The 20,058-nt window shown below is 69.0% G+C and carries 17 protein-coding genes; 4 read left to right on the top strand and 13 right to left on the bottom strand.

Annotated elements, in window-relative coordinates; all coding sequences use genetic code 11:
* Positions 1-79: 79 nt before the first annotated feature.
* Genes E5P3_RS09200 through E5P3_RS09190 form a run of 3 tightly spaced genes read left to right on the top strand, consistent with a single transcriptional unit; the run spans position 80 to position 4,998 of the window.
* Entirely contained in the window at positions 80-3,004 is a 2,925-nt protein-coding gene (locus E5P3_RS09200; RefSeq protein ID WP_232073057.1) for an FAD-dependent oxidoreductase, read from the top strand.
* A 5-nt stretch (positions 3,005-3,009) separates the two neighbouring features.
* Entirely contained in the window at positions 3,010-4,257 is a 1,248-nt protein-coding gene (locus E5P3_RS09195; protein WP_162585686.1) for a M20/M25/M40 family metallo-hydrolase, read from the top strand.
* 6 nt (positions 4,258-4,263) lie between these two features.
* Positions 4,264-4,998, top strand: a complete 735-nt coding sequence (locus tag E5P3_RS09190) for an amino acid ABC transporter ATP-binding protein (protein WP_162585685.1) — start codon at positions 4,264-4,266, stop codon at positions 4,996-4,998.
* Between the two features lie 22 nt (positions 4,999-5,020).
* On the opposite strand, the gene E5P3_RS09185 is transcribed toward E5P3_RS09190, so the two are convergent.
* The 5 genes from E5P3_RS09185 to E5P3_RS09165 all read right to left on the bottom strand — a co-directional run bounded on the left by E5P3_RS09185 (position 5,021) and on the right by E5P3_RS09165 (position 10,094).
* On the bottom strand, positions 5,021-5,965 hold the full coding sequence (locus E5P3_RS09185; RefSeq protein WP_162585684.1) for a VTT domain-containing protein: 945 nt from the start codon (positions 5,963-5,965) through the stop codon (positions 5,021-5,023).
* Positions 5,966-6,066: 101 nt separating this feature from the next.
* Complete coding sequence (locus E5P3_RS09180; RefSeq protein WP_162585683.1) at positions 6,067-7,035, bottom strand: PDR/VanB family oxidoreductase; 969 nt, start codon at positions 7,033-7,035, stop codon at positions 6,067-6,069.
* A 12-nt stretch (positions 7,036-7,047) separates the two neighbouring features.
* The gene (locus E5P3_RS09175; RefSeq protein ID WP_162585682.1) at positions 7,048-7,830 is read right to left on the bottom strand and encodes an SDR family NAD(P)-dependent oxidoreductase; all 783 of its coding nucleotides are present in this window, start codon (positions 7,828-7,830) and stop codon (positions 7,048-7,050) included.
* The gene (locus E5P3_RS09170; RefSeq protein WP_162585681.1) at positions 7,827-8,798 is read right to left on the bottom strand and encodes a Bug family tripartite tricarboxylate transporter substrate binding protein; all 972 of its coding nucleotides are present in this window, start codon (positions 8,796-8,798) and stop codon (positions 7,827-7,829) included. Before E5P3_RS09170 ends, E5P3_RS09175 begins: the two co-directional genes overlap by 4 nt.
* Before the next feature lie 24 nt (positions 8,799-8,822).
* Complete coding sequence (locus E5P3_RS09165; RefSeq protein WP_162585680.1) at positions 8,823-10,094, bottom strand: aromatic ring-hydroxylating dioxygenase subunit alpha; 1,272 nt, start codon at positions 10,092-10,094, stop codon at positions 8,823-8,825.
* A 163-nt stretch (positions 10,095-10,257) separates the two neighbouring features.
* Between E5P3_RS09165 and E5P3_RS09160 the strand changes: the two genes are divergently transcribed.
* Entirely contained in the window at positions 10,258-11,013 is a 756-nt protein-coding gene (locus tag E5P3_RS09160) for an IclR family transcriptional regulator (RefSeq protein WP_232073055.1), read from the top strand.
* On the opposite strand, the gene urtE is transcribed toward E5P3_RS09160, so the two are convergent.
* From urtE to ppk2, 8 genes are all read right to left on the bottom strand, one after another.
* Entirely contained in the window at positions 11,010-11,702 is a 693-nt protein-coding gene (gene urtE / locus E5P3_RS09155; protein WP_162585678.1) for an urea ABC transporter ATP-binding subunit UrtE, read from the bottom strand. The genes E5P3_RS09160 and urtE overlap by 4 nt on opposite strands.
* 18 nt (positions 11,703-11,720) lie before the next feature.
* On the bottom strand, positions 11,721-12,599 hold the full coding sequence (urtD, locus tag E5P3_RS09150; protein ID WP_162585677.1) for an urea ABC transporter ATP-binding protein UrtD: 879 nt from the start codon (positions 12,597-12,599) through the stop codon (positions 11,721-11,723).
* Positions 12,596-13,816, bottom strand: a complete 1,221-nt coding sequence (urtC, locus tag E5P3_RS09145; protein WP_162585676.1) for an urea ABC transporter permease subunit UrtC — start codon at positions 13,814-13,816, stop codon at positions 12,596-12,598. The genes urtD and urtC overlap by 4 nt, the downstream gene beginning before the upstream one ends.
* A gap of 115 nt (positions 13,817-13,931) precedes the next feature.
* The gene (urtB, locus tag E5P3_RS09140) at positions 13,932-15,518 is read right to left on the bottom strand and encodes an urea ABC transporter permease subunit UrtB (protein WP_162585675.1); all 1,587 of its coding nucleotides are present in this window, start codon (positions 15,516-15,518) and stop codon (positions 13,932-13,934) included.
* 107 nt (positions 15,519-15,625) lie between these two features.
* Complete coding sequence (urtA, locus tag E5P3_RS09135; protein ID WP_162585674.1) at positions 15,626-16,897, bottom strand: urea ABC transporter substrate-binding protein; 1,272 nt, start codon at positions 16,895-16,897, stop codon at positions 15,626-15,628.
* Between the two features lie 193 nt (positions 16,898-17,090).
* Complete coding sequence (locus E5P3_RS09130; protein WP_162585673.1) at positions 17,091-17,945, bottom strand: lipase family protein; 855 nt, start codon at positions 17,943-17,945, stop codon at positions 17,091-17,093.
* Between the two features lie 4 nt (positions 17,946-17,949).
* Positions 17,950-18,999 (bottom strand): extracellular catalytic domain type 1 short-chain-length polyhydroxyalkanoate depolymerase, encoded by a 1,050-nt coding sequence (locus E5P3_RS09125; protein WP_162585672.1) that lies wholly within the window; start codon positions 18,997-18,999, stop codon positions 17,950-17,952.
* 73 nt (positions 19,000-19,072) lie between these two features.
* The gene (gene ppk2, locus E5P3_RS09120; protein ID WP_162585671.1) at positions 19,073-19,990 is read right to left on the bottom strand and encodes a polyphosphate kinase 2; all 918 of its coding nucleotides are present in this window, start codon (positions 19,988-19,990) and stop codon (positions 19,073-19,075) included.
* Positions 19,991-20,058 lie beyond the last annotated feature (68 nt).

The following is a 20,058-nucleotide window of genomic DNA, read 5'->3' as shown; positions in this document are numbered from 1 at the left end:
ATACGTATACATTGCCTGCGGTCAACCTGCTTTTGCCCTTCCTTCTTTGTCCATGAGCGTCCGACTCAGCCACCCTTCGATGACTGCGACCGGACGGCCCGTTCGCTTCTGGTACGACGGCCAGCCCACGGAAGGGCTCGAGGGCGAGACCCTCGCCGCCGCGCTGGCCGCAAGCGGCATCCGCGAAATGCGCCACACCCGTGGCGGTGATCGCCGGGGCCTGTACTGCGGGATGGGCGCCTGCTTCGATTGCCTGGTGACGGTGGATGGGCGCGCCAGCCAGCGGGCCTGTCTCACCAAGGTGGCCGAGGGGCAGCAGGTGCGCTCTGCGATGCCGGGGGGCACGGTCGATGATCCGCTGCGGCCGCTGGCGCCGGAGGCCGGTTCCGGGTCCGGGCCGGCGCGGCGCGAGGTGGACTTGCTGGTGATCGGCGCCGGGCCGGCCGGCCTGTCGGCCGCACTCGCTGCCCGACGCGCCGGGGCCGGCGTGCTGGTGCTGGATGAACGCCTTCAGACGGGCGGTCAGTTCTACAAGCCGCTCGCGCCCTCGCACCACGCCGCCGCGCCCGCCGATCGCCAGTTTGCCGATGGCCTCGCGCTCGAGCGCGAGGCGCTGGGAGCCGGTGTCGACATCGAGCAGGACGCCCAGGTCTGGGCCGCCTTCTCGCCGAACGAGGTCGGCGCGCTCATCGGCGGGCAGGCGCATGTCATCGCGTGCCGGCAGCTCGTGATCGCCCCCGGCGCCTATGAGCGACCGGCCCCCTTCCCCGGCTGGACGCTTCCCGGTGTGATGACCACGGGTGCAGGCCAGACGCTGGCCCGTGCCTACCGCGTGGCGCCGGGACAGCGGGTGCTGATCGCCGGCAACGGGCCGCTGAACCTGCAACTGGCGGCCGAGTTGCTGGCCGGCGGTGCCGAGGTGGTGGCCGTGCTGGAGTCGGCCAAGCGGCCTTCGCCGGGGCAATGGCGCCCCATGTGGACTGCCGCGCGCACCGCCCCCGACCTGCTGCGCGATGGCTGGCGCTACCTGCGGCAGCTGCGCGCCCACGGCGTTCCGGTGATCTGGGGCGCAGCGGTCGTGGCTGCCGAAGGTCCGGGCCACCTGCAGGCCGTGCAGGCAGCGCGCCTCGATGCGCTGGGGAGCGCCGTGCCGGGAACCGCGCAGCGCTTCGAGGCCGACACGCTGTGCCTCGGCTACGGCTTCATTCCTTCCACGGAGCTGGCGCGCATGCTGGGCTGCGAGCACCGGCTCGCGGACCGGCACCTCGGCTACCCGGCCACCGTCACGCGCAAAGACGGCGCGACCAGCCTGGCCGGCGTGTTCGTCGCCGGCGACGGCGCCGACATGGGCGGCTCCCGCGTGGCCCTGGCGCGCGGAGCACTGGCCGGGGCCGCGGCAGCGCGCAACCTGGGCCTGCATGCGCCCGAGCCCGTCGAGGCGCTCGGCCGGCTTCGGCAGGCCGAACGATTCCAGCAGGCCCTGTGGTCGCTCTACGCGCCACCGCCGGTGCGGCTGGTGGAGGTGCCCGACGACACCCTGCTGTGCCGCTGCGAGGAGATCCGCTTCGGCGACGTGCGCGAGCAGATCCGCGCCGGGCGCGACACGCTGGCCGCTCTCAAGCGCAACACGCGCCTCGGCATGGGACGCTGCCAAGGGCGCTATTGCGCGGTGACCGCCGCGCGGCTGATCGGCGAGTTGACGGGCAGCCCCCCAGAGGTCGAGCAGTACTTCGCGCCGCGGCCGCCCGCCAAGCCGGTGCCGGCGGGCGCGCTGGGCTTCGAGAAACCCGAATGGGGCGGCCACAAGCCGGCGATCACGCCCAACCTCGCGCGCCCGGTGGCCGTCGAGTCCTTACCGCCGCTGCGCACCGACGTGCTGGTGATCGGTGCCGGCGTGCTGGGCTCCTGCCTCGCCTACTACCTCTCGGCCGCCGGGCAGGAGGTGACGGTGGTCGATCGCGACGACATCAACCTGCAGGCCTCGGGGGCCAATGCCGGCAGCCTGCATGTGCAGCTGCTGTCCTTCGATTTCGGCGCCCGCGCGCAGGCCGGCGGCGGCCCGGCCGCGGCCACGCTGCCGCTCGGACCGAAGTCCGTGAAGCTCTGGCAACAGATCGAGGCCGATTGCGGCGAAGATCTGGAGATCAAGATCACCGGCGGCCTGATGGTGGCCGACAGCGACGCCGGCATGCGCTTCCTCGAGGCCAAGGCCGCGCTGGAGCGCAGCCATGGCATCGAGGCCGAGGTGATCGACGGCGCCACGTTGCGTCGGCTGTCGCCGGCCTTGTCCGGCGAACTGCTGGGCGCAGAGCTCTGCCCGATGGAGGGCAAGATCAACCCGCTGCGCGCCACCTACGCGGTGGCCCGGCGCGCCCAGCAACAGGGCGCCCGACTGCTGCGCGGCTGCGACGTGCAGGCCATCGAGCGGCTGCCCGGCGAAGGCACGGGTTTCGAGGTCCGCACCTCGCGCGGAACGATTCGCGCCGGCCGCATCGTCAATGCGAGCGGCGCCTGGTCGAGCGCGGTGGGCCGTATGCTGGGTGTGACGATCCCGGTCCAGGGCGCGCCGCTGCAGATGATCGTGACCGAGCCCGCGCCGCCGCTGGTCGATCACCTGATCGCGCATGCCGACCGGCACCTGAGCCTCAAGCAGGCGGCCAGCGGCGGCCTGCTGATCGGCGGCGGCTGGACTGCGGCCTTCCACCCGGACATGCGGCTCAACCGCGCCGAGCGCAACAGCATCGAAGGCAACCTGTGGGTGGCGCGCCGCGTGCTGCCGCCAGTGAGCGGGCTGCACATGGTGCGCGCATGGGCCGGCATGAACGTGAACATCGACGGCGCGCCGATCATCGGCGAGGTACCCGGTGTGCCGGGCTTCTACAACGCCGTCACCTCCAACGGCTACACGCTGGCGCCGATCACGGCGAAGCTGGTCGCCGAGCTGATCGCGCACGGCCGCACCGACTTCGACATCAGCCCGTTTCGCATCGACCGCTTTCTCTGACCACCATGACCAACCACGATCCCGCGCGCGAGAGCCTGCGCCACTTCATCGACACGCATTTCGACGAGCAGGTGCGCACGCTGGCCCGGCTGGTGCAGTGTCCTTCCGACAATCCGCCGGGCGACTGCGCGCCGCATGCCGAACTCACGGCCGGCCTGCTCGAAGCCATGGGCTTCGAAGTCGAACGTCATCCCGTTCCGGTCGAGTTCGCGGCCGAGCACGGCATGCGCAGCGCGACCAACCTGATCGTGCGCGAACGCTTCGGCGCCGGTCCCGTGGTGGCGCTCAACGCGCACGGCGACGTGGTGCCGCCCGGCAACGGCTGGAGCGTCGATCCCTATGCCGGCGAGGTGCGCGAGGGCTGGATGTACGGCCGCGGCGCGGCCGTCTCCAAGTCGGACTTCACGACCTATGCTTTCGCGCTGCGCGCGCTCAAGCAGCTCGCCGCCGATGGCGCGGCCCTGCGCGGCACGGTCGAGCTGCATCTCACCTACGACGAGGAGACGGGCGGCATGACCGGCCCGGGCTGGATTCTTTCTCACGGCCTGAGCCGGCCCGACTACGTGCTCTCGGCCGCCTTCTCGCACCATGTGGTGGTCGCCCACAACGGCTGCCTGCACCTCGAGGTGACGCTGCGCGGCAAGTCGGCCCATGCGGCGCGGCCCGACACCGGCCACGACGCGATCGAGGCCGCCGCGACGCTGCTGCCTGCGCTCTACCGGCATCGCGATGCGCTTGCCGAACGGCCCTCGCAGACGCCCGGCATCACCCACCCGACCCTGGTGATCGGCCTGATCGACGGCGGCATCAATACCAACGTGGTGGCCGACCGGCTCAGCCTGCGCATCGACCGGCGCATCGTGCCCGAGGAATCGCCTGAAGCGGTGGAGGCCGAGCTGCGCGGCGTGATCGTGGAAGCCTGCCGGGCGCTGCCCGGCATCACGGTCGAGATCCGCCGCATCCTGATGGCGCGTCCCTTTGCCCCCGCGCCCGGCGCGAAGGACCTGGCCGAGCTGATGTGCCGCGAGGCGAGCGCCGTGATGGGCAAGCCGGTGACGACGATCGGCGTACCGCTCTACACCGACGCGCGCCTCTACAGCGAAGCCGGGATTCCCACCGTGATGTACGGCGCCGGCCCCGAGACGCTGCTCGAAGCCAACGGCCATCGCGCCGACGAGCGCGTGCCGCTGGATGAGCTGCGCAAGGCGACAGTGGTGGTCGCCAACACCCTTCTGCAACTCTTGACCCGCTGAGGTTCCATGATCGAGATCCGCCAATTGAGCAAGTGGTACGGCGCCTTCCAGGTGCTGGCCGAGTGCAGCACCAACGTTCGCAAGGGCGAAGTCGTCGTGGTCTGCGGGCCTTCCGGGTCGGGCAAGTCCACGCTCATCAAGTGCGTCAATGCGCTGGAGCCCTTCCAGCAGGGCAGCATCACGGTCGACGGCGTCGCGGTGGGTGACCCGAAGGTGGACATGAACAAGCTGCGCTCGCGCGTGGGCATGGTGTTCCAGCACTTCGAGCTGTTCCCGCACCTCTCGATCGAGGAGAACCTCTCGATCGCACAGCGCAAGGTCCTCAAGCGCTCCGCCGAGGAGGCACGCACCACCTCGATGGCCCTGCTCCAGCGCGTGGGCATGGGGGCCCATGCGCATAAATTCCCCAGCCAACTCTCGGGCGGCCAGCAGCAGCGCGTGGCGATCGCCCGCGCCCTCGCGATGAATCCGGTCGCCATGCTGTTCGACGAGCCCACCTCGGCGCTGGACCCGGAGATGGTGAACGAGGTGCTCGACGTGATGGTGCAGCTGGCGCGCGAGGGCATGACCATGATGTGCGTCACGCACGAGATGGGCTTTGCGCGCAAGGTCGCGCACCGCGTGATCTTCATGGACCGGGGCCGCATCGTCGAGGACTGCGCCAAGGAGGAGTTCTTCGGCAACCCGGCGGCGCGCTCGGAGCGGGCGCGGCAGTTCCTCTCGAAGATCCTTCAGCACTGAGCGACCGCGCGTGCGCTCGGGGTCAGGCCTCGGCGGTCGGGTGGCCGGCGCCGACCCAGGCCTCCAGCCCGCCGGCCAGGGGCCGTGCGCGCAGGAAGCCGCGCGCCATCAGGGCCTGCGCGGCGAGGGCGGCCGAGATCTCGTTGGGACAGTTGCAGTAGAGGATGATCTCCCGCCCCATGTCGTCGAAGGGCAGCGCGGCGCGGCGCTGCTGCAGGGCTTGGAGAGGAATCGACAGGGCACCCGGGATGCGGCGCGGATCGACCTGCACGCCGGCCTCTCCGCGCACGTCGACCACGATCGGCGGCGCCTCGCCCGCCAGCAGCGCGAGCAGCTCGTCGATACTGGCGCGCGGCATGCTCGCGATGCGCAGGACGCTGCGGCGGCGCCACCAGCGCAGCGCCAGCATCGCCGCCAGCACCACGACCAGCGCCGCGGTCGCGATGCCGCCGGCATTGGCCAGTGCGTCGAGCACGGCCTCGATCTGCTCCCGGAAGATCCAGCCCAGGCCGAGGAAGACGCCGACCCACAGCAAGGCAGCCACGATCTCGAAGGCCAGGAAGCGCCACGAGGACATGCCCAGCGCGCCGGCCATCGGCGGCGCCACGACCGAGACGCCGGGCACGAACTTGGCCGCCACCAGCGACAGGCCGCCCCAGCGCGTGATCAGGGATTCGCTGCTCCGCACACAGGAGTCGGGCGAGATCGAGATCTTGCACAGCAGCCGCATGAAGCGGTAGCCGTAGACGCGCCCGGCATAGAACCACACGGCATCGCCGAGCACGTTGGCCAGCAGCGCGGCGGCGACCAAGGCGAGGAGCAGCACCGGCTCGGCGATGGCTGCGATACCGCCGGCCACGACCAGCACCGGCGCTGCCGGCACCGGCAGCCCGACGCGGGCGGCGAAGGTGGTGACGAAGACCACGGCCACCGCGTGGTCGACCATCAGGGCGATCAGCGTTTCCATGCGCGACCCCCGGTTGGACGAGGTTGGCGCGAGCAGGCGATGGGCATGGCGAACAGCATACCCACACAGCGCCATCGCCCGCCTGGGCGATGCGCGAACCGTCAGAGATCGAGCACCAGGGGGCCGCGCCGGCAACGCGAGACGCAGAGCATCATGCTCTTGTTGGCCGCGCGTTCGGCCTGCGTCAGGATGCCATCGCGATGCTCCACTTCGCCGGCCAGCACGCGCGTCTCGCAGGCACCGCAGACGCCCTCCTTGCAGCTGTGATCGGCGTCGACGCCGGCATCGAGCAGCGTGTCGAGGATGGACCGGCCCGGCACGACCTCGAGGGTCCTGCCGCTGCGCCGCAGCTCGATGCTGAAGGCGCCCTCCTCCTCCAAGGCAGGCGCGATGCCCGGAGCCGCGAAGCGCTCCACATGCACGTTTGCGTGGCCAAGCGCCTCGCACGCGCGCTCGAAAGCCGCGAGCATGGGCGCGGGGCCGCAGCCGTAGAAGTGCGCTTCGGCGGGACGGCCGGCCAGCCAGTGCCGCAGGTCGGGCGGCGCACCGGCCTCGTCGTCGAAGTGCCACTGCAGGTGCACCCGCTCGCCGGCCAGCCGCTCCAATTCGCCGACGAAGGCCGCCTCGCGGCGTGAGCGTGCGCAATAGAAGAAGTCGGCCGTCCGATCCAGCACCGCGAGACGCCGCAGCATGGCCAGCAGCGGCGTCACCCCGATGCCTCCCGCCACCAGCACGCTGTGCGGAGCTTCCTCATGCAGCCGGAAGTGGTTGCGTGGCGCGGAGATGGGCAGCGTGCTGCCCACGCGCAGCTGCTGGTGCACATAGCGCGATCCGCCGCGGCTGGCACGGTCCTCCTGCACCGCGACCACGTAGCGGTTGCGCTCGCCGGCGGGGTTGATCAGCGAATAGCTGCGCACCAGGCCGTTGGGCAGGTGCAGGTCGAGGTGGGCTCCGGCCTCGAAGGCTGGCAGCTCGCCCTCGTTTGCGGCGCGCAGCTCCAGGCTCAGTACGCCAGGTGCCTCGAGGCGCATCCGCTGGACGCGCGCCTCGATGAGGGTGGAAGCGGACATCGATTGCGCGCCTCACATGATCGACAGCCCGCCGTCCACCATCAGCGCCGCGCCGGTGATGAAGGAAGCCTCGTCGGAGGCCAGCCACAGGATGGGCCGCGCAATCTCCTCGGGCGCCGCCCAGCGGCCGAGCAGTGAGGTGCTCTGGCGCTCGCCCTTGAGCATCTCCACGCTCTTGCCTGCCTGTCCCGCGCGCGCGACGTGGAAGTCGGTCAGCGTGGAACCCGGGCACACCGCATTGGCGCGGATCCCGTGCGCGGCCTCCTCGAAGGCCAGGGTGCGCGTCATTGCCAACTGCGCCGCCTTGGTCGCGTCGTACAGGCCCATGCCCTTGCGGCCGGTCACCGCATAGCAGGAAGACACGTTGACGATGCTGCCGCGGCCGCTCTCGCGCAGCGCGGGCAGCGCCGCCCGGCAGTAGTTGGACGTGCCCACCAGGTTCACGCCCACCATGGCATGCCATTCGGCCGGCTGCGCATCGGCGAGCGCCGAGTAGTTGCGCATCGCCGCGTTGTTGACCAGCACGTCGAGGCGGCCGAAGTCGGCGACCGCGCGGGCGACGGCGCGAGTGGCTGCGTCGCCATCGGCGACATCGGCCGCATGCCCGGCGATGCGTGCATCGGGCATCTGCGCACGCACCGCTTGCATCGTCCTGTCCAGCGCCGCCGCATCGGCATCCACCAGCGTCACGGCCGCGCCCTCCGCGCAGAACAGCAGCGCCGTCGCTGCACCGATGCCGGCGCCGCCGCCCGTGATCAGCGCGGCCTTGTTCTCGAGCCTCTTCATCGCGCTCAATCCGCCTTGGCGCCAGTGGACTTGATGACCTTGCCCCAGCGGGGTATCTCGGTGCGGATCCAGCCTGCGAACTGCTCCGGCGTGCCCGCCACCACTTCGAATTCCATGCCCTGCAGCTTCTCGCGCACATCCGGCATGTGGAGCACCTTGACGATCTCCTTGTTGTAGCGCTCGATGATGGGCTTCGGCGTGCCGGCCGGCGCGAGGAAGCCGATCCACGAGGTGGCCACGAAGTCGGGATAGCCCGACTCCGCGAGCGTGGGCACGTCCGGCGTGCTGGCGAAGCGCCTCTGGCCCGAGGAGGCAATGAGCCGCAGCCGCCCTTCCTTGACGAATTGCTGCACGTTGCCCGGCACGAGAAAGGCTGCGTGGACATTGCCGGCCACCAGGTCGGTGACGGCCGGCCCTGCGCCGCGGTAGGGCACGTGCGTGGCCTGGAACTGCGCGGCCGTCTTGAACATCTCCATCGTCAGGTGCGAGGCGCTGCCCGCCGCCACCGAGGCATAGGAGAGCTGGCCCGGATGCGACTTCGCCCATTCGACGAACTCCTTTACCGTGTGCACCGGCAGGCTGGGGTTGACCGCGAGGTATTGCGGCGAGCTGACGGCGAGCGTGATGGGCATGAGGTCCTTCACGGGGTCGTACGGCATCTTCTCGAACAGCGTCGGGTTGATGGCGATCGGACCGTTGTAGCCGACCAGCAGCGTGAGCCCGTCGGGCGGCGACTTGGCCACGAAGTCGGCGCCGATGTTCCCGCCGGCGCCAGGCCGGTTCTCGACGATGACCGGCTGGCCGATCAGGTCCTGCAGCTTGGCCGCGACGATGCGGCCCAGCACGTCGTTGGTACTGCCGGTGATCGGCACGATGATGCGCACCGGCTTGGCGGGCGACCATTCCTGCGCCTGCGCGGCGGCGGCCAGCAGCAGGCCAAGCGCGCCGGCGGCGAGCCCCTTGAGAAATGCGTTCATCGGGTTGTCTCCTTCTTGTGGATGTCAGATCGAGTAGACGGGCTGGCTCTGGCTGTCGGCCAGGTGCTCGCGCGCCCAGTCGCTCGGGTTCTCGCTGCGCGGCAGCAGCACGCCAGCGGCGCGCACGTGCTGCATCGCGGCGTCCAGCGCCGGGGGCTCGACGCCTTCGGCCAGGCCCAACGCGGCCTCGTGCAGCATGCGGCGCGCCATCACGATGGCCTTGTCGGTGGGCAGCAGGCGCTCGGCCTCGTGGTCCTGGATCGGGCCCATGCTCTCCTGCAGCGAGGCGTCCTGCATCGAGAAGCCGAAGACGCCGCTGTAGGCGCGCTTCTCCTGCTGGGCGCGGCGGTCGATCAGGTAGTCGTTGTCCTTGTTGGCCAGGGGGCGGAAGGTGCCGGGCTCGTAGACCACGTGGATGCCCTTGCCCTCTTCCATGTCACGGCGCTCCTCGTGCGACAACGGCTTGTCCGGATGGAAGTTGATGCTCCAGGCCCAGCAGTGGTGGTCGTCGATCGGCACCCAGACGTGGCCGCCCAGCGCATGCTCGCCAAAGGGCGGGATCAGCGTGAACCACGGGAACAGCCATTGCGTGATGCGCCAGTAGTACGAATCCGGCTCGCCGTTGCGGCGGCCGAAGAGCGTGAGGCCGAAGGGGTTCTTCTCGATGTCGAAGATCACGTTGCCATCGGCCTTGATGTAGTCGTTGGCCTTGGTGCCCTGGTGCATGGGATCGACGTCCACCTCGAAGCGGTGCACGTAGGAGACGTGGCTGGTGTCGATGCCGCCTTCCATCGCCTGCAGGTAGTTGCTCTCCTGCAGCCGCTTCGACACGAAGACATGACTCTCGGGCAGGTTGCACCACTCGACCTCGGGCGGCACGGGCTGCTTGTCGGGAGGGCCCATGTAGGCCCAGACCATGCCGGCGCGCTCGATGCAGGGATAGCCCTTGATGTTCATGCGCGCGCAGGACTGCGGAGCCGACGGCACCTCCACGCACTGGCCGTGGCGGTTGAACTTGAGGCCGTGGTACGCGCAGCGGATGCCGCCCTCCTCGTTGCGGCCGAAGTAGAGCGAGACGCCGCGGTGCGAGCAGAACTCGCTGATCAGGCTGGCGTGACCCTCGGTGTCGCGAAAGGCGATCAGCTTCTCGCCCAGGATCTGCACGCGCACCTGCGGGCCGTCGGGCTCGGCGATCTCGCTGGACAGCAGGATCGGCACCCAGTAGCGCCGCATCAGGTTGCCCATGGGGGTTCCGGGGCCGGTTCGCACCAGCGTTTCGGACATCTCCTTGTTCATGTCTCTGGATCCTTCGTAGGTGGCAGAGCGGACTTGTTTGTCCGTCTGATGAGATCAGTATCCATTAGATGGACAATCTATGTCAAGCCCGGCCCTTGCCGGCCAGCGGCCGGCGCGTCCCGATACCATCGCGAATCGATCGAAGAGAGAAGGAGGGAACAAGGTGGCAGAAAGCGAAAAGCTGAACGACAGCGTGCGCGCGGTGGACCGGGCGCTCGAGATCCTGCTGGCCTTCACGCCGGCGGACCACGCGCTGTCGGCGGGCGAGCTGCTCAAGCGCGTGGACCTGAGCCGGCCCACGCTCTACCGCCTGTTGCACACGCTGGAGCAGAGCGGTTTCGTGCGCTCGGTCGGCGAGCCGCAGCGCTTCCGCCTGGGGCCCGCGGTGGCACGCCTGGCCCATGTGTGGACCGCGACGCAGGACATCAGCGCGGTGGCACAACCGATGATGCAGCGCCTGCGCGAGCGCACCGGCGAGACGGTGGCGCTCTTCGTGCCGCAGGGACTGCATCGCGTCTGCGTGGCCGAACTGCCGAGCAGCCAGCCGCTGAGCTTCAAGCGCGGCGTCGGCTATTCGGAACGGATCGTGGTGGGCGCGAGCGGCCGCGCGATCCTGGCCCACACCGCCCTCGGCGACAAGGGCCTGAAAGCCTACGCGGCGGGAACGAAGGTGGACCTGAGCGGCTACCCGAAGGAGCTCGAGGCCATCCGCAAGCGCGGCTACGCGACCAGCCGCGACGAGCTGCTGCAGGGCGCGGTCGCCATCGCCGCGCCTTACTTCGACGGCAGCGGCGAGGTCGCGGGCTCGATCGCCGTGTTCGGCCCGAGTGCGCGCATCCACGCGCCCGAGGTCGAAGCCATCGGCAAGCTGCTGGTGGAAGAAGCGCAGGCGCTGTCGAAGGCGCTGGGACAGCCCTAGATCGCGACCAGCTGGCGCACCCCCTGCGCCTCCATGTCCTTGCCCAGGCCGCGAGCGATCACCTCGCCGCGCTCCATCACCAGGTAGTCGTCGGCCAGTTCCTGCGCGAAGTCGTAGTACTGCTCGCACAGCACGATCGCCATGTCGCCGCGGTCGGCGAGCATGCGGATCACGCGGCCGATGTCCTTGATGATGCTGGGCTGGATGCCTTCGGTCGGCTCGTCGAGGATCAGGAGCTTGGGGCTGGGCGCCAGTGCGCGCGCGATCGCGAGCTGCTGCTGCTGGCCGCCCGACAGATCGCCGCCGCGGCGGCCCCGCATCTGCTTGAGCACCGGAAAGAGCTCGAACAGCTCGGCCGGGACGGGCGTGCCAGCCGGGCGGTAGGCCAGGCCCATGCGCAGGTTCTCCTCCACCGTGAGGCGCGCGAAGATCTCGCGGCCCTGCGGCACGAAGCCCATGCCGGCACGGGCGCGCTCGTAGGGCGTCTTCCTGTGGATCGGCACCCCGTCGAACTCGATGCTGCCGCTCTTGATGGGGACCAGCCCCATCAAGGACTTGAGCAGCGTGGTCTTGCCCACGCCGTTGCGGCCCAGCAGGACGGTGACCTTGCCCGCATGCGCCTCGAGGCTCACGTCGCGCAGGATGTGGGAGCCGCCGTAGTACTGATGGATGTTCTTGACCTTGAGCATGGTGGTATTGCTGCCTTCTCAGCGTCCCAGATAGACCTCGATCACGCGCTCATCCGCCTGCACCTCGTCCAGCGTGCCCTGCGCCAGCACGGACCCGTCGCACAGGACCGTGACGATCTCCGAGATGGTCCGCACGAAGCTCATGTCGTGCTCGACCACCATCAGCGAATGCTTGCCCTTGAGCTTCAGGAACAGCTCGGCGGTGCGCGCCGTCTCCTCGTCGGTCATGCCGGCCACCGGCTCGTCGAGCAGCAGCAGCTTCGGGTCCTGCATCAGGAGCATGCCGATCTCCAGCCATTGCTTCTGGCCATGGCTCAGGTTGCCCGCCAGGCGCGAAACGCTGTCCTCCAGGTGGATGGTGTGCAGCACCTCGGCCAGCCGGTCGGACTGCGCGGAGTCGAGCCGGAACAGCATCGAGGCCTTCACGCCCTTGTCGGTCTTGAGCGCAAGCTCGAGGTTCTCGAACACCGTCAACTGCTCGAACACCGTCGGCTTCTGGAACTTGCGGCCGATGCCCAGCTGGGCGATGTCGGCCTCCTTGTGCCGCAGCAGGTCGATGGTGCTGCCGAAGAAGACCGTGCCCTCGTCCGGCCGCGTCTTGCCGGTGATGATGTCCATCATCGTGGTCTTGCCCGCGCCGTTCGGGCCGATCACGCAACGCAGCTCGCCGGGCGCGATGTCGAGCGAGAGCTTGTTGATGGCCTTGAAGCCGTCGAAGCTCACGCTCACGTCCTCGAGGTAGAGGATGCGGCCGTGCGTGACGTCGACCTCGCCGGGCGTCGCGTGGCGGCCGTAGCCCGCCTCGCGGCCGCCCGAGGCGGTGAGCTTGCCGAAGTCGCTGTGCTGGCTGTGCCGTGCGATGCGCTCTGCGCCGGCGTCCATCAGGTCGGGCGTCATGCACTCGCTCCTTCCGCGCGCACCGGCAGCGGCGCGAGGGCACCGGGCTCCACCCCGTGCTCCGCAGCGAGGGCACGCTGCGCAAGCTGCCGCGGCTCCTCCTCGAGCGCCTCCCTGTTCTCCCTGGCCGTCCATTTCTTGACCAGGCCCACGATGCCGTTCGGCAGGAACAGCGTGACAGCAATGAACAGCGCACCGAGGAAGTACAGCCAGTACTCCGGATAGGCCACCGTGAGCCAGCTCTTGGCGCCGTTCACGATGAAGGCGCCGAGGATCGGCCCCACCAGCGTGGCGCGTCCGCCGACCGCGGCCCAGATCGCGATCTCGATCGAATTGGCCGCGCTCATCTCGCCGGGGTTGATGATGCCCACCTGCGGCACGTAGAGTGCCCCGGCCACGCCGCACATCACGGCCGAGATGACCCAGATCGTGAGCTTGTAGGGCAGCGGGTTGTAGCCCGAGAACATCACGCGCGACTCGGCATCGCGAATGGCCTGGAGCACGCGGCCGAACTTGCTGCCGATGAGCCATCGGGCGAACAGGAAGAAGCCCAGCAGCGTGAGCCCGGTGAGCGCGAAAAGCGTCATGCGCATCTCCTGCGTCGCGATCGGCGTGCCCAGGATGCGCTTGAAGTCGGTGAAGCCGTTGTTGCCGCCGAAGCCGGTCTCGTTGCGGAAGAAGAGCAGCATCGCGGCGAAGGTCATGGCCTGCGTGATGATCGAGAAGTACACGCCCTTGATGCGCGAGCGGAAGGCGAAGAAGCCGAACACGAAGGCGATCACGCCCGGCACGGCGACGATCAGCACCAGCGTGGCGATGAAGCTGTCGCTGAAGGTCCAGTGCCAGGGCAGCGTCTTCCAGTCGAGGAAGACCATGAAGTCCGGCAGGTCGCTCTTGTAGTTGCCGTCGCGGCCGATCTGGCGCATGAGGTACATGCCCATCATGTAGCCGCCCAGCGCGAAGAACAGGCCGTGGCCCAGCGAGAGGATGCCGGTGTAGCCCCAGATCAGGTCCATGGCCAGGGCGCAGATGGCGTAGCACATGATCTTGCCGACCAGTGCCACGGCGTAGTCGCTCATGTGCAGCGCGCTGCCCGCTGGCACCAGCAGGTTGAGCACGGGGGCCAGCGCGCAGACGGCGATCAGCGCGACGAAGAAGGCGGTCCAGCCCTTGCCGCCGAGGAGCGGGCCTTTGGAAGGAAGTGCGAACCGGGTCATTCGGTAACCTCCGCGCTTCGCGCTGCGGTATTCGCCTTCGGAACGGCCGTGCGGCTCACTGGAATACCTTCGCCTTCGGCTGCGGTGCTATTCGCCTTCGGAACGGCCGTGCGGCTCATGCTTCCGCACTCCGACCTTTGACAGCGAAGATGCCTTGCGGCCGCTTCTGGATGAAGATGATGATGAAGACCAGCACCGCGATCTTCGCGAGCACCGCGCCGGCCCAGCCTTCGATGAACTTGTTGAGCACGCCCAGGCCGAGCGCCGCGTAGACGGTGCCTGCGAGCTGGCCGACGCCGCCCATCACCACCACCATGAAGGAGTCGACGATGTAGCTCTGGCCGAGGTCGGGGCCCACGTTGCCGATCTGCGAGAGCGCGCAGCCCGCCAGCCCGGCAATGCCCGAACCCAGCGCGAAGGCGTAGGTGTCGATGCGTGCCGTGTTCACGCCCATGCAGGAGGCGATGGGACGGTTCTGCGTCACGCCCCGCACGAACAGCCCCAGGCGCGTGCGGCCGATGAGCCAGCCCATGGCCAGCAGCACCAGGACTGCGAAGACGATGATGCAGATGCGGTTCCAGGGCAGCGTGACGTTGCTCAGCATGGTGAAGCCGCCGCTCATCCAGCCGGGATTCTCGACACCGACGTTCTGCGCGCCGAAGAGCGAGCGCACCAGCTGCTGCAGCATCAGGCTGATGCCCCAGGTGGCCAGCAGGGTCTCGAGCGGCCGGCCGTAGAGGAAGCGGATCACGCCGCGCTCCAGCACCGCGCCCACCAGCGCCGAGGCGAGGAAGGCGACGGGAATGGCGGCGACCAGGTACCAGCCGAAGAGCGACTCGGGCATGTAACGCTGGAAGATGCCCTGCATCACGTAGGTGGCATAGGCGCCGATCATCATCAGCTCGCCGTGCGCCATGTTGATCACGCCCATCAGCCCGTAGGTGATGGCCAGCCCCAGTGCGGCCAGCAACAGGACAGAGCCCAGGCTGATGCCGCTGAAGATCGCGTTGATGCGGTCGCCCCAGACCAGCGAACCGTCGATGCTGTCGATCGATGCGCCGATCGCCCTGCGGACATCGGCGTCGGTCTCGTCGGCCAGGCGCTGGTTGAGCAGCAGCTTGGTGTCCGGGCTGCGGCTCTCGCCCAGCGCTTTCGCGGCCGCGAGGCGCCTGGCCTTGTCGGCACTGCTCAGCATGCTGGCGGCGCGCACCAGCTCGAGCTGGGCCTTGATCCGGTCGTTGGTCTCGGCGGCCAGCGCCTTCTCGACCAGGGGCAGGCGGGATTCGTCAGGTTCCTTGAAGAGGGCCTGCGCTGCTTCGGCGCGGACCGCGTCGTCCTTGCTCGTGAGCTTGAGTGCGGCCTGCGCGGCATCGAGCGCGCCGCGCATCAGGTTGTTGTTGACCACGTCCTCGGCGTTGTCGGGCAGCTTGAGCTCGGCACCGGTGACCGGGTCGTAGGCCTTGTCGTCCTTGATGAGGAAGACCTTGTCCTCGGTGTACTTGACCGCGTCGTCGGCCATGGCCTTGATGAAGGCGGCGGTCTTATCGTCGGCCGTGGCGACGGCCTTGTTGAGCGCGGTGATGCGAGCCTCTGATTCGCCCGAGGCGATGGCGCGGGCCTCGTCGAGGGTGAGCGCGTGGGCGGCCAGCGCCAGCAGCAGCGTCGAGGCGCAGAGTGCGCGGTGAAGTGTTCGTCGGAGCATCGTAGGTCGCAGGTCGCTAAAAAGGGGCGGCGGTCACTGCCGCCGCTGCCCCCAGCCCTGCCCTCCCCCATTGGGGAGGAAAGGAGAGGACAGCGCTCGCTCGTTGCTTACAGCGACTTGCCAGCCGGGTAGTCCGGTTTCTTGTCATTGCCCTCGATGTACGGGCTCCACGGCTTGGCCTTGACCGGACCCGGCGTCTTCCACACCACGCTGAACTGACCGTCGGCCTTGATCTCGCCGATGAACACGCTCTTGTGCAGGTGGTGGTTCTTCTCGTCCATCTTCGAGACGATGCCCGAGGGCGCGGTGAAGGTCTGGCCGGCCATCGCCGCGATCACCTTGTCGGTGTCGGTGCTCTTGGCCTTCTCGACGGCCTGCTTCCACATGTGGATGCCGATGTAGGTGGCTTCCATCGGGTCGTTGGTGAGCGGCTTGTCCTTGTGGCCGGCGATGTTCTTGGCCTTGGCGTAGTCGCTCCACTGCTTGATGAAGGCGGTGTTGGTCGGGTTCTTGATCGACATGAAGTAGTTCCACGCGGCCAGGTGGCCCACCAGCGGCTTGGTGTCGACGCCGCGCAGCTCTTCCTCGCCCACCGAGAAGGCGACCACCGGCACGTCCTTGGCCTTCAGGCCTGCATTGCCGAGTTCCTTGTAGAAGGGCACGTTGGAGTCGCCGTTGATGGTCGAGACCACGGCCGTCTTGCCGCCGGAGGAGAACTTCTTGATGTCGGCGACGATGGTCTGGTAGTCGCTGTGGCCGAAGGGGGTGTACTTCTCGTCGATGTCCGTGTCCTTCACGCCCTTGCTCTTCAGGTAGGCGCGCAGGATCTTGTTGGTGGTGCGCGGGTAGACGTAGTCGGTGCCCAGCAGCACCCAGCGCTTGGCGCCGCCGCCTTCCTTGCTCATCAGGTAGTCGACCGCGGGAATGGCCTGCTGGTTGGGCGCGGCGCCGGTGTAGAAGACGTTCTTGCTGAGCTCTTCGCCCTCGTACTGCACGGGGTAGAAGAGCAGGCCGTTCATTTCCTCGACCACCGGCAGCACCGACTTGCGCGACACCGAGGTCCAGCAACCGAAGATCACCGAGACCTTGTCCTGGCCGAGCAGCTGCTTGATCTTCTCGGCGAACAGCGGCCAGTTGGAGGCCGGGTCGACCACCACGGGCTCGAGCTTCTTGCCGAGCACGCCGCCCTTGGCGTTGATCTCGTCGATCGCCATCAGCACCGTGTCCTTGAGCACGGTCTCCGAGATGGCCATGGTGCCCGACAGCGAGTGCAGCACGCCCACCTTGATGGTGTCGGCGGCCAAGGCCGGCACAGCGGAAAGGCCGGCCAGCGCGACCGCTGCCGTGAGCGCCTTGAGGGTGAATCGACGTTGTTGCATGGGACTCTTCTCCTGGGTGTGAATGACACGGAGGAGTCTGCGGAATCGGTCACGCGGCGGAAATACGCCGGGTGGCGTACAAAACTCAACGCCGACCCCATTCCAGGAACACCGCGGAACCGGCTTCGCCGGGCCGCTGGTGTTGCCCCCGGCGAGAGGGTGGGCGGCTACACGAAGTGGGCCGAGCTGGGGGTCAGCCAAAGAACGCCCGCGCGTAGTTGATCGGCGCATGGTCCGCCAGGTCGCGAAGCAGCACGGCGCCGCGCTTCCAGGCATGGTCGACCACGTAGCGCGCCCGTCCTTTTGCACGGTCGCTCTCGATGAAGCCGACGTCGGGGTTGTGCATGCATTGGCCGTCGCAGCTGATGTAGCTGGTCGGCCCCGCATGCGCGTAGAGCGATAAGGCCGGGGGCAGTTGCGTGACGACGTCGCAGCCGTTGACCAGGCGAAGCACCTGGACCTCCGCCAGCGGGGCCACGAAGGCCGTGTTGCCGACGCGCGGCGAACCGAGCGTGGCCAGCAGGCTCGGCGCAAGCACGGTGGCGGCCAGCGTGGCGAGGGCGGCGCCGAGGCTGTGGCCGGTGAGGATCAGCGTGCTGCGGCCGGCGCCCTCGCCTTCTTCCAGCCATTCGCGCAGCATCGGCATCATCGCGCGCGCCGCCCGCGCGAAGCCCGCATGCACCCGGCCGCCGCTCTCGGGCCAGTCGACCTGGTGCGCCTGCAGGTTGGTCGCCAGGTCGCGGATCTCGTCGGGCTGGGTGCCCCGGAAGGACACCAGCGCCGTGCCGTCCGCGTGCAGCGCGGCGAAGGCGAAGCTGTCGGAGTCGGCGTGCGTCATGAGCGTGGGCAGCCCGAAGTCCGCGCGCGCCAGCGCGTCCGCCAAGCGCTGGCGCTCGCCGTCCGAAGCCTCGGCACGGTAGTACGCCAGCCGCGACGCTTCGATGGCCCACTGGGCCGGCGTGCAGCGCTGGCCCGCTTCGAACAGCGTCTCGCTGCGCTCCGGCGAATAGAGCGCGGTTCTGCCGGGCTCGTAGGGGATGCCGCTCATGGCTTCAGGCCGCAGCCGCCGCCTTGAACTGCTTCGAGACAAAGGCCCAGATCAGGCGCGAGGCATTCGGCCCGGCGGCGTCGCTGAAGGGCAGGCGCGGCGCGCCGCCGCTCCACGCATGGCCCAGGCCGGCGACCTCGCACAGCATGACGAAGGTGCGTCCCTTGCGCTTGAACTCCGTCACCCGCATCGCGTGGCGCTTGCCGCGTTGAACCGTGCGCACGACGCCAGGCTGCGCGCCGGTGGCCGCGGCCCAGACCTCCGCGGTGCTCAGCGCATTGCTGGCCGAGACCACGAGATCGGCATCGCCGTGCAGGATCAGCAGCGGCGGCAGCGTGGCGAAGACCGCGGCTGCCCCCATGGCCTTGCCGACCGCGGTGGCGGGCATGGGCGGCACATGGCGCCCGCGCATGGCGCCCAGGGCGGTCGCGGGCGAGCGGGCGGCGCCGGGCGCCACGCCCGAATGCATGGCCAGGGCCCTGAAGCGCACCGGGTAGCGCGTGGCCATCAGCGCCGCCATGCCGGCGCCCGCCGAGAGCCCGGCCACGGCGACGCGCTCGCGGTCCACCGGGTAAAGCACGCACGCCTGGTCGACCGCGGCCATCACGGTCGCAGCCTCGGCATCGGCCTTGCCGAAGCGGCGGTCGTACCAGTTCCAGCAGCCGTGCGGATGGGCGATTCGGTCCTGCTCCGGATAGAGAACGAAGAAGCGTTCGCGCGCTGCCAGCAGGTTCATGCGCGTGCTCGCGGCGAAGTCGCGGCCGGTCTGACCACAGCCATGCAGCATGACCAGGAGCGGCAGGCGCTCGCCCACCTGCATGTCCGGCGGCCGGTACAGGTGGTAGCGCCGCGCGCCACCGGGGCCGAGCGCCGCCCCCGCCAGCCAGTCGCCGGGGCCGCGCGGCGGCTTCAGATGCTCGGCCGCCGCGCGCTGCACCTGCCCCGCAATGCGCCTCTGGTTGCGCAGTGTGGCGGTGGTGAGCGCCTTCATGCTGCGCTGGTAGGCGCGCGTGAACGCCTTGGCGGCAGAGGTCGAGGAAGGGCGGCGGGCCATGTTGCGTGCGGGGGCCGGGTTCGGCTCCGCACCTTAGCAGAGCTTCCGCGCCGCCGGCGGCGCGGCGCAGCGCCTAGTAGACCTCGGGCACGTACATCGAGGCCGGCACCGGCTGGCGCAGGTAGTCCGCATGGCGCTCGCGCGCGGGCAGGTCGATCGGCGGGTGCGGCACCTCCTGGTACGGCATCTGGCCGAGCAGATGGGTGATGCAGTTCAGGCGTGCCTTCTTCTTGTCGACGGCCTGCACCACCCACCAGGGCGCCTCCTCGATGTGCGTGCGCTCGAGCATGGTTTCCTTGGCCTTGGTGTATTCCTCCCAGCGGCGGCGGGATTCAAGGTCCATCGGGCTGAGCTTCCACTGCTTGAGCGGGTCGTGGATGCGGCCGAGGAAGCGCATGTGCTGCTCCTCGTCGGTGATCGAGAACCAGTATTTGAGTAGCTTGATGCCCGAGCGCACGAGCATGCGCTCGAAGTCGGGCACGGTGCGGAAGAACTCCTCGTACTCTTCGTCGGTGCAGAAGCCCATCACGCGTTCGACGCCGGCGCGGTTGTACCAGCTGCGGTCGAACAGCACGATCTCACCGGCCGCCGGCAAGTGGGCCACGTAGCGCTGGAAGTACCACTGGGTGCGCTCGCGGTCGTTGGGCGCCGGCAGTGCCGCGACGCGCGCCACGCGCGGATTCAGCCGCTGGGTGATGCGCTTGATCACCCCGCCCTTGCCAGCTGCGTCGCGGCCCTCGAACAGGATCACCACTTTCTGCCGGCTGTGCTGCACCCAGTCCTGCAGCTTGACCAGCTCGCCCTGCAGGCGGAACAGCTCCTTGAAGTAGGCGCGGCGCGCCGCCTTGTCGGCCGCCTGGCCCGATCCGAGGTCATCCGGGTTGCGGTCCTCGATCTCCAGTTCGAGTTCTTCGTCGTAGCTGTCGATCAGGTCGCGCGCGATGCGCTGCATCAATTCTTCCTGGTCGCTGAGGGTGCTGGGCAGCGTCATGGGGTCTCGAAACAGAGGGGGACACCCATGCTGCCCCTGCGGAATGACCGATTCGTGACAGACGGGGT

Origin of the sequence: Variovorax sp. RA8 (assembly GCF_901827175.1) — a bacterium.
Classification (GTDB): domain Bacteria; phylum Pseudomonadota; class Gammaproteobacteria; order Burkholderiales; family Burkholderiaceae_C; genus Variovorax.
Note: the sequence above shows the minus strand (reverse complement) of the source record. Positions and strands in the feature narration are given on the sequence as shown.

What these genes read in the sequence shown, in the direction of transcription:
- E5P3_RS09200 (WP_232073057.1), top strand. Translation starts at nt 80, where the DNA reads ATGACTGCGACCGGACGGCCCGTTCGCTTCTGGTACGACGGCCAGCCC.
- E5P3_RS09130 (WP_162585673.1), bottom strand. Translation starts at nt 17,945, where the DNA reads ATGAGCGGCATCCCCTACGAGCCCGGCAGAACCGCGCTCTATTCGCCG.
- urtA (WP_162585674.1), bottom strand. Translation starts at nt 16,897, where the DNA reads ATGCAACAACGTCGATTCACCCTCAAGGCGCTCACGGCAGCGGTCGCG.
- ppk2 (WP_162585671.1), bottom strand. Translation starts at nt 19,990, where the DNA reads ATGACGCTGCCCAGCACCCTCAGCGACCAGGAAGAATTGATGCAGCGC.
- urtE (WP_162585678.1), bottom strand. Translation starts at nt 11,702, where the DNA reads ATGCTCAAGGTCAAGAACATCCATCAGTACTACGGCGGCTCCCACATC.
- E5P3_RS09165 (WP_162585680.1), bottom strand. Translation starts at nt 10,094, where the DNA reads ATGAACAAGGAGATGTCCGAAACGCTGGTGCGAACCGGCCCCGGAACC.
- E5P3_RS09125 (WP_162585672.1), bottom strand. Translation starts at nt 18,999, where the DNA reads ATGGCCCGCCGCCCTTCCTCGACCTCTGCCGCCAAGGCGTTCACGCGC.
- E5P3_RS09185 (WP_162585684.1), bottom strand. Translation starts at nt 5,965, where the DNA reads ATGGAAACGCTGATCGCCCTGATGGTCGACCACGCGGTGGCCGTGGTC.
- E5P3_RS09170 (WP_162585681.1), bottom strand. Translation starts at nt 8,798, where the DNA reads ATGAACGCATTTCTCAAGGGGCTCGCCGCCGGCGCGCTTGGCCTGCTG.
- E5P3_RS09190 (WP_162585685.1), top strand. Translation starts at nt 4,264, where the DNA reads ATGATCGAGATCCGCCAATTGAGCAAGTGGTACGGCGCCTTCCAGGTG.
- urtC (WP_162585676.1), bottom strand. Translation starts at nt 13,816, where the DNA reads ATGACCCGGTTCGCACTTCCTTCCAAAGGCCCGCTCCTCGGCGGCAAG.
- E5P3_RS09195 (WP_162585686.1), top strand. Translation starts at nt 3,010, where the DNA reads ATGACCAACCACGATCCCGCGCGCGAGAGCCTGCGCCACTTCATCGAC.
- E5P3_RS09180 (WP_162585683.1), bottom strand. Translation starts at nt 7,035, where the DNA reads ATGTCCGCTTCCACCCTCATCGAGGCGCGCGTCCAGCGGATGCGCCTC.
- urtB (WP_162585675.1), bottom strand. Translation starts at nt 15,518, where the DNA reads ATGCTCCGACGAACACTTCACCGCGCACTCTGCGCCTCGACGCTGCTG.
- urtD (WP_162585677.1), bottom strand. Translation starts at nt 12,599, where the DNA reads ATGACGCCCGACCTGATGGACGCCGGCGCAGAGCGCATCGCACGGCAC.